We start from the raw sequence: 15,391 nt of genomic DNA on the forward strand, positions 1-15,391 counted from the left end.
GAAGTCAAATTCGTGTTTTTTTAAGTTATTATTAAGCAATTTCATTAGTGGGGTCAACCATTTTTTTAGCATCTTCGAGTTTGACACTAAAGAAACTTGTCACTCCCCGTCTTTGCATTGTTGCACCAAATAGTGAATCAACTTTGGTCATTGTACCAACACGGTGAGTAATTACAAGGAATTGAGTTTGATGTTTTAATTCTTGTAAATATTCTCCATAACGGACAACATTAGCTTCATCAAGTGCAGCTTCCACTTCGTCTAAAATACATAATGGAAGCGGCCTTGCTCTTAAAATAGCAAAGAGTAGCGAGATTGCAATTAATGATTTTTCACCACCTGAGAATAATTTTAAGTTTTTAACACTCTTACCAGGAGGTTGTGCGTAAATGCTAATTCCTGTTTCAAGAATGTTGGTTGGATCAACAAATTTAACTTCTGCTGTTCCTCCACCAAACATTGAGCTAAATACCTTAGCCATTTCTTGATTAACATCGTTAACAATGTTAGTTAAGCGGGTAATGATAATTTTATCCATTTCAGCAATAGCACCTAAAATGGTATTACGAGCTTCTGTTAATTCTTCAAAGTTTGTTCTAAAGCTATCGTAACGCTCTTCAACTTGCTCTAATTCTTCAATTGATTCTAAATTAACTTGTCCAAGTTGTTTAATTTCAAATGTTAATTCATCAATTAACTCTTTTGCACTTTCTAATGACATATTAAGGCTAAAGTTTTCACGTGCATATTCAAGAGTTAATTCGTAGAAAGATGCTAAACGAGTTTTGTAGTTTTGTAAATTATTTTTTGCATTTTCATATTCTTGAATTTTTGATTTAAATGATGTATTTAAATCAAAAAGAAGTGAATTAAGTTCTGAATTTTTCTCTTCAATAACCTCTAAATCTTCTCTTAAATCATGTAAAACTTGATTTTTAGTTTTAAAGTCAAAATCTAAAATTCTTAGTTCATTTTCAAGTTCCTGAATTCTTTGAATAACAGGTGCAAGTTCAATTTTAGCATTCAATTTTTCTTCTTGGTCTTGATGCAAGGAAGCATTAGATTTTAATTGATCTAATTGTGCTAATTCTTGTTTTAGATGAAATTCAGCAGCTGTAAATTCAGCTGAATATTGGCGTTCATAAGATTCTTCACTTTTTAATTTTGATTCTAGTGCAACAATTTTGACATTTGCATCTTTTTTTATTGCTTCAAGCCCAAGAATTTGATTTTCAATTTCTTCAATTTTTTTATCAAGACCAATTAAATCATCACTTTCTTGTGCTGTTCCACCAACAATTACACCACCTACACGGATAACATCTCCTTCAAGAGTCACAACCATGTATTTATTTTCGAGAATTTCAGAAATTTTTTCGGCTGATTTAATATTGTCAACAATTACAACATTACCAAGTAAAAATTTCTTTAAAATATTAAATTCTGCCTGAGTATCAACTAGCTCAGAAGCAACATTAATAAATCCTGGTTGGTTTCTTAATACAAATAAATAATCATCACGTAAACTTTTTTCTTTAATTGTAGCTAATGGGATAAAAGTTGCTCTTCCGCCGTTATTTTTCTTTAAAAAGTTAACTGCATCAACTGCTGTTGAAGATTTATCAACAACAATATGTTGCATAGCATTATTTAAAATTGTTTCAATTGCAAGGTTGTACTTCGCTTCGACTTTAATTAAGTCGGCAACAACACCTTTGAAACCTTTAAAATTAGCTTTATTTTCTACAATTGTACGAGTTCCTTTAAATAGGTTAGTTCGTTTATTTTTCTTCTCTTTTAAAATGTCTAAATGAGTTCTTTGCGATGCAATTTTATTATTTGCGATGTTATATTTAGATTTATAGTCGTTAATTTCTTTTTGCTGATTTTTTAAGTTTTCTCGTGTAGCTGTTAATTTAATTGAAAGTTCGTTTTTAGTATCTTGATAGTAATTTTTACGATATTCAGTTTCCTGAATTTGTTGCATTAATGCTGCAAAAACTTCTTTACTATCAGCAAGTATTTCACCTTTAGCGATTAAGTCACGACGTTCGTTTTCACGTGCTTGGGTAACTTTTAAGTCTGCAAGACGAGCATTAATTCCGTCTTTTTTAGCTTTGATTTTACTTACTTCTATATCAATATTTTTAATTTCTAACTTTTTGTTACGAATTTCTAATGCCAAATTATCAATTTGATTTTTATAAGAATTTTGAGTATCTTCAACTCCAGCTAATTCTTTATCTAATTCTTCATAAACTTTACTTAAACGCACAATTTCATGGGCTAAAAAAGCAATTTCAACATTTTTTAATTGTTCACTGGCTGTTTTATATTTGATCGCTTTTTCAGCTTGTTTACGTAAAGGTTCAAGTTGTTTTTCAATTTCACGAATTACAGTTTCAATATTTTTCAAAGTAATTTCAGTACGATCTAATTTTTTAAGAGCTTCTTCTTTTCTGAATTTGTATTTTGAAACTCCAGCTGCTTCTTCAAAAATTAATCTACGAGCTTCGTCGCTTGATTGAGCAATTTCAGAAACTGTACCTTGGGAAATAATTGCAAGTGAACTTTTCCCGATTCCACTTTCCATTGCAATCGCTTTAATATCTTTGTGACGACAAGGTTCACCATTTAAAAAGTATTGATTAATACCTTTTCCACGTTGTAAACTTCTTGTAATAGTAATGATATCGCTTTGGATAGAAGAGATACGATCTGAGTTATCAAAAGTTAGTGTAACAGTGGCTTTATCCATTGCTGGCACTACCTTTGAACCTGCAAAAATTACATCTTCCATATTATCACCACGAAGTTCTTTGGAACTTTGTTCACCTAAAACTCAACGAATTGCATCATTGATATTACTTTTACCAGAACCGTTAGGACCAACAATTCCAGCAACACCACCATCAAAGTGAAGAACAATTGGATCAGCAAATGATTTAAATCCATGAGCTTCAATTTTAATTAATTTCATATTATTTTCCTTCGCTTAAATCAAACTCTTTGAGTTTGCTAAGTGCATCTTGAGCAGCAGCTAATTCTGCTTCTTTTTTGGTATTCCCATAACCTTTACCAAAAAACTTTTTATCATGTTGAGCTTTTGCGAAAAATCTTTTATCATCAAGTTGTTCAGTAATATATGTGATGTTTTCTTTACTAAAACTTTGAAAATATTCTTGCAACTCACTTTTAGCATCTTTATTATTATCCGAATGTATTTGATCAATTACTGGATAAATGTATTTGGCAATAAAATCACGTGCTTTGGTAATTCCTTGGTCGAAATAAATTGCTCCGACAATAGATTCAAAAACGTCAGCTTGGACTTTGTGGGAACCTTTAACATCAACAGACATTTGTCCAGGGCCAGTTTTTAAAATATCAATTAACCCAATTTCACGACTAATTTCGCTAAGAGTATCTGTGCAAACAGCTTTAGCTCTTAATCTAGTTTGAAATCCTTGTGCTAAATCAGGATATTTACGAAAAATATAAGCACTTGAAATAAATTGTAAAACAGCATCACCTAAAAATTCTAATTGCTCGTAATTTCCTACTTTTTTTGTTCCGCCCTTATTAAAAGATGAATGAGTTAAAGCTTGAATAAATGTTAAGGAGTTATTTGGTGTAATTTCATGAAGTTCTAAAAATTCATTTAAACTAGTTGCTTTGTTCATCAAGAGAACCTTTAAGTTTGTTTAATAAATCTTTTTCTAATGCTTCTTTGATTACATTTAAAGCTGAGCTATAAGCTAATTTGTCGCTAGAACCATGAGCTTTAATTGCGACGGTGTTGACACCAATTACCCAAGCACTCCCAACATTTCTATAATCCAGAACTTGTGAAGCCTCTTTGAATGCACCTTTTAGTAAAATTGCACCAATTTTACGAATGGTTTTACTAATAATTCTTTCTTTTAATAAGTCCTTAAAAGTAAAAATAGCACCTTCATAACTTTTTAAAACTAAGTTACCACCATAACCATCAATGATTGCAACATCAATATTTCCACGGAAAAGATCACGTGTTTCTTGAAAACCAATGTAGTTAATTTCGCTTTGATTTTTAAGTTGAGAATTAGCTTCAATTGCAAAGTCATGACCTTTGTAATCTTCGGTTCCAATATTCAATAATGCTACTTTTGGTTTTTGTTCGTTAAACATTACTTTATAAAATTGAGAACCTAATTTTGCTCATTCAACAAGATATTCAGGTTTAACAACTAAATTAGCACCAACATCCATAAAAAGAAATTTACGCCCATTTATTGCAGAACAAACTGGCATAAATGCAGGACGAGAAACTCCGTTAAGCCGTCCTAATTTCATAGTTAAACCGCTAATATAAGAACCACTATCACCGCTTGATAAAATAGCATCTACTTTGTTTTGTTTTGCTAGATCAATTGCATAATTCATTGAAGTGTTTTCTCTAAGGGTGCTTCTTAAATCTTTGGGATTGCTTGGTACTGCTATGTTATTTACTAAAATCAAATTTGTTAATGGAGAAGTTGTATTTTCAAAATCTCCAATTAAAGTTAATTCAAATGAAGGATTATTTTTAGCAAATTCGAAAGCAGCAGCATATCCTGCTGCTTGTCCGTTGTCATTTCCATTTAAATCGAATGCAATTTTGTGTTTAATCATTATTCAACTCCTATAAAGAAATTGTAATTTGGTTGATTTCCTTCAACAATTTCAACTTCTAGGTCGTACTTACCTTCAATAAAGTTGCTAATTTCCTCTGCTTCATTAACGGATGCTTCATCACCATAATAAATACTAATAATTTCTTTACTTGGTTTGACCATTTTGGAAATAAGAATTTGAGCAGCTTCATTTGCTGTATCAACTGAGTCGACAATTTTGCCGTTTAGAATAGCAAGAAAATCACCTTCTTTGATTTTGATGTTATTTAAAGTTGTGTTACGAACTGCACGTGTAACTTCACCAGTATCAACACCTTCAATTGCATCTTGCATCATTTCAATATTTTCTTCAGGACTAGTTGAGTGATTGAAGTTAAGCATTGCTGTGATTCCTTGAATTTGAGTTTTAGTTGGAATAATTACAACGTTTGAATCACGATGAACTTGTGCGGCTTGCTGAGCAACTAAAATAACATTTGAATTGTTTGGTAAAATAAAGACATTATCAGCATTAACAGCTTCGATTGCTTTTAATAAATCTTGGGCTGATGGATTTTGAGTTTGTCCACTTTCGACAATATAATCACAACCTAATTCTTTCATTCTTGCGATAATACCACTTCCTAAGTTGCAAGAAATGATTGCCATTTTCTTTCTATTTTGAGCTTTATTTTTATTACTTAATTCATCCGCATTTGCTTTTGAATTATTAGCTTGTAATGTCATATTTTCAGATTTGATCTTAATAAACTCACCATATTTTTGAGCATAATTTAATAATTTTCCAGGTTGTAAAGTATGACCATGAACTTTAACAATTTCTTCATCATCAACAACAACTAAAGAATTAGCAATTTTTTGTAAACCTTTTGTGAAGTATTTTTTATCAAAGTTTTTTGGGTCATTAAGTTGAATTAAGACTTCGGTGCAGTATCCAAACTCACCGTTAAAAACTTCATTATCACTAATGAAGTTTTGAATATCTTCACTAGTTTCTTTAATTTCAACAGGTTGGCCTTTAAAATAAGAAAGCATTCCATTTAAAACAATAAATAATCCTTCTCCACCACTATCTGTTACGCCAACTTCTCTTAAAGTTTTTAGTTTATTTGGTGTTTCATCACAACTTTTACGTGCAAATTTAACAACAGATTCAAAGAATTCAACAATTGTTAATTCTTTATTTTCGAGATTTGCTCTTAAATTTTCACTAGTTTCACGAATAACTGTTAAGATAGTACCTTCAACAGGTTTAAAGACAGACTTATAAGCACGTTTAGTTGCAGCTTCGAAAGCTTCGATTAATTCATTTGTATCTAATTCTTGTTTTCCTTCACATCCTAAAGCAAAACCTTTAAAAATTTGTGAAAGAATTACTCCTGAATTTCCACGAGCTTCATAAATCATATCGTGAGCAATTGATTTACTTACTTCTTCAACAGTTGCGTTTGAATTTTTTTGTAAATTAGCAATTACTGAACTAATTGTTGATGCCATATTTGTTCCTGTATCTCCATCAGGTACAGGAAAAACATTTAGTGCATCAATTTTATTTTTGGCATTATTTAAAGCGTTAGCACCAGAGATGACCGCCTTTGCTAAATCTTGACCATTTAGAATTTTATTCATATGTCACCCCCTTAATAATTACTGTTAGTTTATTAAATTCAGCATTGAGTTTAGCGAAAGAACTTTTTGTTGCATTTTGTAGTTGACTAACCATAAATTTGGCAGGCACTCCATCTAAGAGAGAAATTGCAACATTAATATTTCATCCTTTATCGGTTTGTATTGCATACACAAATTCTAAAAGCTGGATAGCTTCTATGTCTTGAATGTCGTTAACATCAATTTCTATTTCATTTGTTAATTTTTGATTAAATGAAAGTTGATGTAATTTAGTTACTCCGATAGTTGATAAAAGTACTTTCAAGAAAGTTTTTTTAGCTTCTAAAACTTGCATATTAGCTCCTAAATCTTTTATCTTATATATAGTATGTATATTTTACAACATTTTTGATGTTTTTAGCTCTTCTACTTTTACCCTTATTTTTCATTTTTCAAAATAAAATTTTGATAATTTTTGGATATGATTAAAGTATGGCTGAAACTATTACTCACGGAATTGTTTTAGAGATTTATCAAAATGAAGAAAATCTCTTTTTAGTAAGTTTTTTCACAAGTCAGGGCAAATTAGTTTTAGCAGCTCAAGGACTTGATAAACCGCTTTCCAAAAACCGTGTTAACTTACAAATTGGAAGTTTGGTTGAAATAGAATATTTTAAAGCTCGTTTGGAAGGGAAAATTGGAAAATTAAAAAAAGCTCATTTACTGAAATCCATTGACATTTCTGACACTAAAAATGCACAATTTGTGGAAAAAATTACCAAATTACTCCAAAATTTTACTTCTAGTAATCATTTAATGGGTTTTTTACCACAACTTTATTCCCTAATTTCCCCACTTAATAATGATCGGATTTTGACTTTTTTATATGCTCAGTCGCTAATTTATTTTGGAATTGCACCGAATTTTAATTCGTGTCGAATTTGCTTAAATATGAAAAATTTAATTGATTTTGACCTGCTTGCTGGCGGATTTATTTGTAATCGTCATGGTCAAAAAGAGACAGATAAAAGCATGGAGTACCTGCAAGCAATTTGATGTTCATTTCATAGTCTAAAAAAATATTTAATCTTTACAAATAACTCACTTAATCAAAAAATTTTAATTCAATACAAAGAAGCAATTATTGATAATGGTTATTTTATTTAATTTTTAAAAAAGAAAAAAGACACACTTTATTTACTTAAAGTGTGTTTTTTGGTATTTCCATTTTTTAGATTTTTAAATTTTTTAAAATTTTGTTTATTTAAATTATTTTGGAGAAAAATTTCATCTTCTTCATTGTAAGGTTTAGAATCAATGCTAATATAATCTTTCATTGCTCGATGAGTAATTAATTTATCTTGAACAGCAACTTCAAGATAAAATTGAATAATTTCATGCTTGAAGAAATATTGCTTTTGATTATATAAATCATAAATTTTATGAACATTTGCAAAAATTTCTTTTTTAAGAGCAAAAGGGTATTTCATCATTTTTGAATTCATTTCAAATTCATCATGATCGACAATTTGGACTGATTTACCAGGGTAAGATTTAATATCAATGTCATAATCAATAAATTTAATTGTATTATCTTCAAAAATGGGTAAAGAAGTTAAGTTGATGTAGTAATAACTTCCGACATTTTTCTTAAAAAGAACAATTGAGTTAAACATTTCATGTTTTGGAATAAATCAAAGAGCACTTTCTGTATATCTTCAGCCGCTAGTTTCTTTGCTACTTTCACTAACCCTAGTTCCTTTTAAAAATAAAACTATGTGACGCTTGTTATTAAAAATAATTTTTGCACCATTTCATTGACGATATAAAAAACCATTATGTTTATAGGCTTGAACATTAATTATTTTTCCAACTTTTGCATCACTAAAATCTCAGTTCACTAATTATTCTCCTTTCTTTTAATATTTTGTAAAAACGGAATTCCATCTTGATTTTTTGCAATTACATAATTATTTCACTTGTTTTGACTAAGTGGTCCTTTTAAGGAAGAAATAAATCTTTCGGGAATTGAAATAGTATGTTCGAACAAAATTTCATTAAGAGCTGGAATTTGATCATTATTTTTGTCTTTATAAAAGTATAACTTATAATAATCATTTTGTGTTAAATTAGCAAGGTTTAGAAAGTCTGTATAGTATGAATAATAGAATTTTTGTGGATAAATTCTATTCTCAATTTGAATTTGTCTTTCTTTTAAATTAGTAATGGTTGCACCTTGGTCATAAGTTTTATGACCAAAAAAGTTAAAACTATTTAAGTAATTCAGTTTGCTAAAAGTAACGATTTGATTATTTTTATTTAATAATACAATTCCCGAATATTCTTCTTTATTTTGAACAAATCCAGTAATTCTTAGTTTTTGGAAAGCATCATCTTCAATATAAATTTGCTCTTTGTTTTTTAGCTTTGTTTGACCGTGATCATCATAAAGATAGTGTCATTTATTTTCGCTATAAATTTGATTAATTTCTTTACCATAACCAATTACTTGTAAAAATAAATTGTAAAAATTTAGTGCTTTATTACTTGCAAAAACATCATTTGGATAAAGATGTTGCACTTTTGTAGAAGTTCATGCTTTTTCATTTAAGAAATTTTGATCAAAATAAATGGTTCTAAATCAATCTTGAATATGAGTGTAATAATTAAAGTTTTTATTCACCTTGTAACCAAAGAAGTTTATTTTATTTTGAGAATTCGATAATTCATCGTGAATATTCACATATTGTTCGTAAGCATATTTGGTATATTCACGAGCAATTAATTCATCAATAGAATAAATATATTTTAAAAATTCAGGAGTATAAGTGGAATTTATTAGTGGGCTAAAATGTTTTTTGGAGCTAAATTTTAGTTCAAAAGAAGCTGGTTGAAAATTTTGATCAACAAGATCTTTTAGACTAAATTGACTTGCAAAATTATTTTGAAACTCTTTTAATTTCAAAGTTTTTGAATCATTGTATCTTAGAATTTGGCTAAATTGATTTCAAAAATTGTGATCAAAATAACGATTTTGAGCAACTAAATTGAAACTACTTTGAGTTCAATTTTGCGAACTAATATAACTATTTGCTAAGTGATGAGTATATTCGTGAAATATTGTTGACATTAAAATAGCAAGAATTTGATCCGGTTTTCACAAAGTTTTTTGCGGATTTGAAAAGAAAACATTAATTACATGATTTTGTTCAGAATAAAAACCATTTTGATTGGAATTTGATTGTACTGCATCATTAATGGCAACTAAACTTAAATTTAAAACTTCACTACTAAAACTAATTTTACGTTTAAATTCCCGAGCAAGAAGCATTAACCCTTCTCTTCCGAGTAAGAAAGTTGCTTGATTGTTTTTGACATTTAAAGCATAATCTCGAAAAACAACTTGGGTATACGGATCTTTATATTCTCAAAATGGAATTAAATCTTCATCTACTTTAAGCATTAAATTATCTTCATTTTGATAATTAACTCGATCTAGTATCTCATCTTTTGCTAAAAATTCTTTATTAGAAATCAGGGGCCAAGAAGAAATTTGATTAACTTCTAAATAAGTTTTAGTTTCTAGCTTTGTTAATTGATCAAAATTTTGAATTTTGCGGTTTGATTCTTGATTGATGATGCAACTTGTTAATAATGGAAAGAAAATTAAGTTTAAATTTAAAGAGATAAAGAGAGTTTTTAGATGCTTTTTAATCTTTTTTCAATGTTTCATATTTTCCTTATTTAGTAATTATATCTTAGTTAAAAATCATAAATTCCGGTTTTTTGAAGTAAAATTCAAATGTAGTCCATTTTTGAGGCTACCTAGATTTATCTAGAAGGTATTTTCTAATTACATTTCTGAGTTTTAACCCAGTTAAGCTAGAAAATATTCTTAAAGTTATTTTATTTGGAGGTGCTTATGTACAAATATAAAGCCAAATTGTTATCACATGGAGAAGTTATTGCACAAGCAAATACTTTAGAAGATCTTGAAGGAATGATTAAAGGATTCCGTAGAGGACAAAAACGTGGTGAACATACACAAGGGAATGAAAAAATTCAAATCATTCATGTTGAAAGAAATAACTTAGAAGGGAAAGGTGCATCAAAAGAAGTTGTTCTCAAAGTCATTTAATGCATCTATTTAATAGTATTAGTAATTACCGAATATAACAACCCTCGCTAAGGAGGGAATGGGGTTGATGCTTAGTGCATCAGCTTTTTTATTTTCGAAAAATATAAAACTAATAGTTTTATATAATTGAATTACTTATGAGGAGAAACTTATGAAACTATGAATTATTATCTTTGTTTTAATTTTATCTTTTCTTGGTTTTGCAAGTCCTTTCACAATGCTAATTGTCAAATGACTTCAAAATAGAAAAAACAGAACAATTGGGTTTAAATTTGAAAAGGTAGTTAATCAAGAATTAGCTAAATTAGCAAAAAAATATCAATTTCAATTTATTCATGGAAATACTTACCATTATGACGGAAAACTTTTCGAAATGGATGGAATGTTACTTTTTAGTTCTTTTATCATTGGAGTGGAAATTAAATATTATGAAGGATTAATTGAAGGAGATGCATCAAGCAATCAACTTAAAATTACTCATGACAAAGTAACTAATGAAATCAAAAATCCTTTAATCCAAGTTGATCGTCATCTTACACATTTAGAGTCATTAACTCGTCGCAATGATATCCCGCTTGGTGGGTTAATTATTTTACCTGAGGTGGCTCAAATTAATATTCAAAATGTTCCTAATCATGCAATTTTAACTACATTTAATCAGTTGGAAGCAACTTTGCTTCAATTAAGTGAACAAGCAATTCAATTACCTCCGAAAATTGATGTTAAAGAACTCGAATATCTTTTAGAAAGTATGCAAGCAAAAACTCGTGGAGAGCAAAAAATATTTCAAGAATTAATTAACAAAAAGAAAGAAAAGAAAGGAAAGCGAAAATGAACCAAGAAGCAATTTACAAAGTAGCAAACGAGCTAGGAATTCAAAATAATCAAGTTGAAATTGTGTTAGAAATGTTACAAAATGGAGATACTGTACCATTTATTTCTAGATATCGTAAGGATAAAACTGGTGGTTTAAATGAGGAACAAATTTATCAAATTGAATCACTTTTTAAATATTCATCAGAATTATTAAAACGTAAAGAAGCAATTTTAGAGATTTTAAATGAAAAAGGATTATTAACAGAAGAGTTAAAAGCAAAAATCAAGAATGTTGCTACTAAAAGTGAACTAGAAGCACTTTATGAACCTTTTAAGGTCGGAAAAGTAACAAAAGCTTCAGAAGCAATTAAGTTAGGTTTAGAACCACTTGCTAAAGCTATTTTTTCAAATGCTAATCCTAAATTTAATTTAGTTTTAGAAGCAAAAAAATATTTAACAGAAAATGTTCCAACAGTAGAATTTGCTCTTGAACAAGCAAACTATATTATTGCTCAGTGAATTTCACAAGACTTCGAAATTCGTTCAGCAATCAAAAACAATTTATTAACATACTCTCAAATCAAAACTGAAGTGAAGAAAAACACAGAAGATTCGGGTGAAAAATTCAAAAACTATTATGACTACAAAATTCCACTAAAATATATTAAAAATCATAATGTTCTTGCAATTAACCGTGGAGTTAATCAAAAAATCCTCAAACTTAGTTTTGAATATAATTCTGACTATTTAGTAACTTTAATTTTGAAAAAAGTTGATAAAAAAAGAATTAATAAAAACAATTTACTTCTTGCGATTCATGATTCGCTTAAACGCTTAATTTTACCAAGTCTTGAACGTGAAATTTTTAACGATTTATTTGCTAAGGCTGAAGAGTCTGCAATTAATATTTTTGCTAACTCTGTTGAAAAATTACTTTTAGCACCAGCTATTAAGGGACACAATATTTTAGCAATTGATCCTGCTTTTGTTAATGGATGTAAATTAGCAGCTTTAAATGAAAATGGTGATTTACTCGAAATTGCTAAAATTTACCCGCATGCACCGTTGTTTAAAAAACAAGAAGCAATGAGAATTGCAACAGAAATGATTACTAAGCATCAAATTGATATTGTGGTTATTGGTAACGGTACAGCTTCACGTGAAACTGAAGAATTTATATCAAATCTTCTTAAAAGCACAAATTTACAATTTAAGTATGCAATTGTTTCTGAAGTTGGAGCGAGTGTTTATTCTGCTTCTAAAATTGCAATTGAAGAATTTCCGAATTTAAGTGTAGAAGAAAGAAGTGCAATTAATATTGGGAGAAAATTCTTAGATCCATTAAATGAGCTTGTAAAAATTGATCCTAAATCAATTGGAGTTGGACAATATCAACATGATTTGAATCAAAAAGAGTTAACTCAATATTTAGATTTCAAAGTTGAAAAAGTAGTTAACTTAGTTGGCGTAGATTTAAATACAGCAACCAAATCAATCTTGACTAAAATTGCTGGTTTAAGCCAAAAAATTGCAGAAAACATTATTCAATATCGCCATCAAAACGGAAGCTTCACTAATCGTAATGAGCTTAAAAAAGTGAAAGGATTGGGTCCAAAAGCATTCGAGCAAAGTAAACTAGGACAGAAAAAATTAACAATTTATCAAATTGGATAGCCCCATACTATATTCGTATGGGGTTTTTCAATTCAAACATGATTGAATTCTAAATTTATTGTATCAATGAACATAATTAGATATCACTTTTTCTAGTTCACTCAAAGTCATAGCTTTGATATTTAAATCTCTAATTAATTCAGTTTTTAAATTTGAAAATCAATATTCCACAACTCTATTATCTAAACTATTTCCTACTTTTGAAAGTGAAATTATTCCACCTTTATTTTGAATAAAACGAGAAAAATCATCAGATGTATAAGTTGAGCAATGATCTGAATGTAATATAAAACTTTTTTCAAAATCAACATTTTCAAATGTTTTGTAAATTAATTTGGAATCATTAAATTTAGAAAGAGAAAAACTAATTATTTCTTTAGTTTTATGTTTAATTACTACTGAAAGATAAACATTATTGTTTATTGCATCTTTTGTCGCTGGAAGATATGTTACATCAGTAGCATATATATTTCTGTTATATACATCATTATAATCTCTATTAACAATGTTTTCTTTTATGACAGATGTATTCTTTACTTCTTTTAGTTTTTTTCTTTTTCTGACATTGCAAAATAAACCTAAGGCATTCATATATCTTCCCAGAGTTCTTTCGTTTATGTCTATTTTATAGTGCTTTAAGATAAAATATTTTAATTTTTGTCTACCATATTTAGATCTATTTTGTTTAAATGAATCAATAATCAAGTCTTGGTACTTTATTTTTCTGGATTTAATTCTAGGAGCAAAATTATTTCTTTTATGTTTGGATATTGTTTGTCTACAAAGATACAACAAAATAGCAAGTTTATACGAAGCCATATTAATATGTGATGCCTCTTGAACTTTTTCTGTTTTAAATTTATCTTTTGTAATTTCTCTATATCTTTTTGCAATTTCAATTAAATCTTCTCGTGTAAAAATGTCTCAATTTATATCTTGTTCTTTCGCTTTTCTTGACCTACCGGTTCCAGGCTTTCTTGGTTTTTTATTCATATTAAAATTATAATGTTTTAATATTCTTCGTAATCTCGCTTTCACATATTTATCTTTTGCTTTTGCACCATATTTATACATCAGTTCAATCGCATCCTTTTTACCTAATTGAAAAAATGTATTATAAATTTCTTTTTCTTGTTCTTCTGTAAAATGTTTTCCCATTTTTTCTCCTTTAAAAATATAAAAAATTAACATTCGAAGGAATGTTAATTTTTATTGTCCTAGTTTAATTTTTTTAATTTTCTCATAGTTCAATTTTGCAACTGTTTTACCTTCAATATCCATGTATTTTTTCTTGTATTCAGGCACTAAATCACTCAAACAAATTTTTTGATTTGTGGATTTTTTATCTATTTTGGATAAGAAATTTAATCTTTTTATTCTATCAAGCGTTTGTTTTGCTGGACTAAAGTAAACAATTTGTTTTCTTATTTCGCCATTAAATCTCTTTTTGTTTCACACTGAATCTACATATCTTTCTTTCGAAAAAATTTCATTTTTGTACATGTAATCTTTATCCTCAACGATAAAATTTCTGCCTTCTTCATTCAATGTATCAATTCTTTTTTGGAAAATGTATTTGAAGCCTTTTTGTTCAAGGAAACGAAGATTTGCATTGTTATTTAAGCCACGATCTGCAACTATTGTCAAGTTTGATATATTGTAAATTTTCTTCATTTCAACAAGAAAATCAATCATTGTTTTAGAATCAGCAGTATTTCCTGGAAAAACTTTGTAATAAAATGGTATTCCATTTGAATCCACTGACATAGCAATTACAACTTGATCTTCATTATGTTTACCGTCTTTTGAAAAGCCTTTTTTTCTTATTCCTTTTCTTTCAAAACTTTCGAAATAAATAGTTGTATTGTCAAAATGAAGTATATGATCATTTATATTTGTTAGCTCGTTAATTTTTTTATGCAAATCAGCTAAAATGGTATTTTTATGCTCCAAAACTGTATCTAAATAGTTAAAAATTGATGATTTTTGAACATCTATTTTATTTATAAAATCGTTTTTATTTTTAAATTGTGATGTGTAACTTCTTGGTATCAAAATACGAGTCGCAATGATAAAATCCAAAACTTCTTCTAAAGCCTTGTGTTTAGTTTTTGGAAGAGATTTGAATAACTCCAATTCTTTAATAATCTTGTAAATTGCTTCAATTCCAATATTTTGAAATTTAGTTTTAACAGAAGTTGGATCCAACATTTTAAAAAACTCTGCTTTAACATCTTTTTTACTTAAATTAGTGTTTATTTGTGCTGCTATTGGTTTAATATCGTCAATTTCCGAAAGGTTATATTTCTCTTTAATATCTTCTCAGTATCCTAAACCTACTTGACTTCCATATCCTTTACCGAAACCTTTTGAAATTGCTAACACTAAATAATACTTACCATTTTGTTTTTTCTTACATAAATTATACTTCATAACATATATATTATAGCATATTTAAGTGTGTAAAGTATGTAAAAAATAAAAATTTTTCGAACATTCA

Annotated in this window: 12 protein-coding genes and 1 pseudogene; 4 read left to right on the forward strand and 9 right to left on the reverse strand. The window is 28.4% G+C overall.

Annotated elements, in window-relative coordinates; translation table 4 throughout:
- Positions 1–31: 31 nt before the first annotated feature.
- Genes EXC53_RS00565 through EXC53_RS00585 form a run of 5 tightly spaced genes read right to left on the reverse strand, consistent with a single transcriptional unit; the run spans position 32 to position 6,618 of the window.
- The gene (locus tag EXC53_RS00565; RefSeq protein WP_119572016.1) at positions 32–2,980 is read right to left on the reverse strand and encodes an AAA family ATPase; all 2,949 of its coding nucleotides are present in this window, start codon (positions 2,978–2,980) and stop codon (positions 32–34) included.
- Position 2,981: 1 nt separating this feature from the next.
- Positions 2,982–3,683 carry a ribonuclease III gene (rnc, locus tag EXC53_RS00570; RefSeq protein ID WP_223214497.1) on the reverse strand — a complete coding sequence of 234 codons (702 nt, stop codon included), beginning with the start codon at positions 3,681–3,683 and terminating at the stop codon, positions 2,982–2,984.
- A complete protein-coding gene (gene plsX / locus EXC53_RS00575) occupies positions 3,667–4,653 on the reverse strand; it encodes a phosphate acyltransferase PlsX (RefSeq protein ID WP_119572018.1) in 987 nt (328 codons plus the stop codon). The genes rnc and plsX overlap by 17 nt, the downstream gene beginning before the upstream one ends.
- Entirely contained in the window at positions 4,653–6,284 is a 1,632-nt protein-coding gene (locus tag EXC53_RS00580; RefSeq protein WP_119572019.1) for a DAK2 domain-containing protein, read from the reverse strand. The genes plsX and EXC53_RS00580 overlap by 1 nt, the downstream gene beginning before the upstream one ends.
- On the reverse strand, positions 6,277–6,618 hold the full coding sequence (locus tag EXC53_RS00585) for a hypothetical protein (protein ID WP_119572020.1): 342 nt from the start codon (positions 6,616–6,618) through the stop codon (positions 6,277–6,279). The genes EXC53_RS00580 and EXC53_RS00585 overlap by 8 nt, the downstream gene beginning before the upstream one ends.
- Positions 6,619–6,755: 137 nt before the next feature.
- Between EXC53_RS00585 and recO the strand changes: the two genes are divergently transcribed.
- A complete protein-coding gene (gene recO / locus EXC53_RS00590) occupies positions 6,756–7,430 on the forward strand; it encodes a DNA repair protein RecO (RefSeq protein WP_119572021.1) in 675 nt (224 codons plus the stop codon).
- Between the two features lie 26 nt (positions 7,431–7,456).
- Here the strand turns inward: recO and EXC53_RS00595 are convergent, their stop codons facing one another.
- Positions 7,457–8,164 (reverse strand): DUF402 domain-containing protein, encoded by a 708-nt coding sequence (locus EXC53_RS00595; RefSeq protein WP_119572022.1) that lies wholly within the window; start codon positions 8,162–8,164, stop codon positions 7,457–7,459.
- Complete coding sequence (locus EXC53_RS00600; RefSeq protein ID WP_119572023.1) at positions 8,164–9,996, reverse strand: MYPU_1760 family metalloprotease; 1,833 nt, start codon at positions 9,994–9,996, stop codon at positions 8,164–8,166. Before EXC53_RS00600 ends, EXC53_RS00595 begins: the two co-directional genes overlap by 1 nt.
- A gap of 189 nt (positions 9,997–10,185) precedes the next feature.
- Between EXC53_RS00600 and EXC53_RS00605 the strand changes: the two genes are divergently transcribed.
- From EXC53_RS00605 to EXC53_RS00615, 3 genes are all read left to right on the forward strand, one after another.
- On the forward strand, positions 10,186–10,401 hold the full coding sequence (locus tag EXC53_RS00605) for an MAG6790 family protein (protein WP_119572024.1): 216 nt from the start codon (positions 10,186–10,188) through the stop codon (positions 10,399–10,401).
- A gap of 151 nt (positions 10,402–10,552) precedes the next feature.
- Positions 10,553–11,260: a nuclease-related domain-containing protein gene (locus tag EXC53_RS00610; protein WP_165260971.1), complete on the forward strand. Its 708-nt coding sequence runs from the start codon at positions 10,553–10,555 to the stop codon at positions 11,258–11,260.
- Complete coding sequence (locus EXC53_RS00615; protein ID WP_119572026.1) at positions 11,233–12,891, forward strand: helix-hairpin-helix domain-containing protein; 1,659 nt, start codon at positions 11,233–11,235, stop codon at positions 12,889–12,891. Before EXC53_RS00610 ends, EXC53_RS00615 begins: the two co-directional genes overlap by 28 nt.
- Here the strand turns inward: EXC53_RS00615 and EXC53_RS00620 are convergent.
- Both EXC53_RS00620 and EXC53_RS00625 read right to left on the reverse strand, forming a co-directional pair.
- Positions 12,868–14,082: an IS3 family transposase gene (locus EXC53_RS00620; RefSeq protein WP_129724513.1), complete on the reverse strand. Its 1,215-nt coding sequence runs from the start codon at positions 14,080–14,082 to the stop codon at positions 12,868–12,870. The genes EXC53_RS00615 and EXC53_RS00620 overlap by 24 nt on opposite strands.
- A 33-nt stretch (positions 14,083–14,115) precedes the next feature.
- Positions 14,116–15,324 (reverse strand): annotated as a pseudogene (locus EXC53_RS00625) (IS1634 family transposase); the annotation flags it as partial.
- Positions 15,325–15,391: the final 67 nt, after the last annotated feature.

The sequence above is a fragment of the Mycoplasmopsis gallopavonis genome (genome assembly GCF_900660635.1).
GTDB classification, from domain to species: domain Bacteria; phylum Bacillota_I; class Bacilli_A; order Mycoplasmatales; family Metamycoplasmataceae; genus Mycoplasmopsis; species Mycoplasmopsis gallopavonis.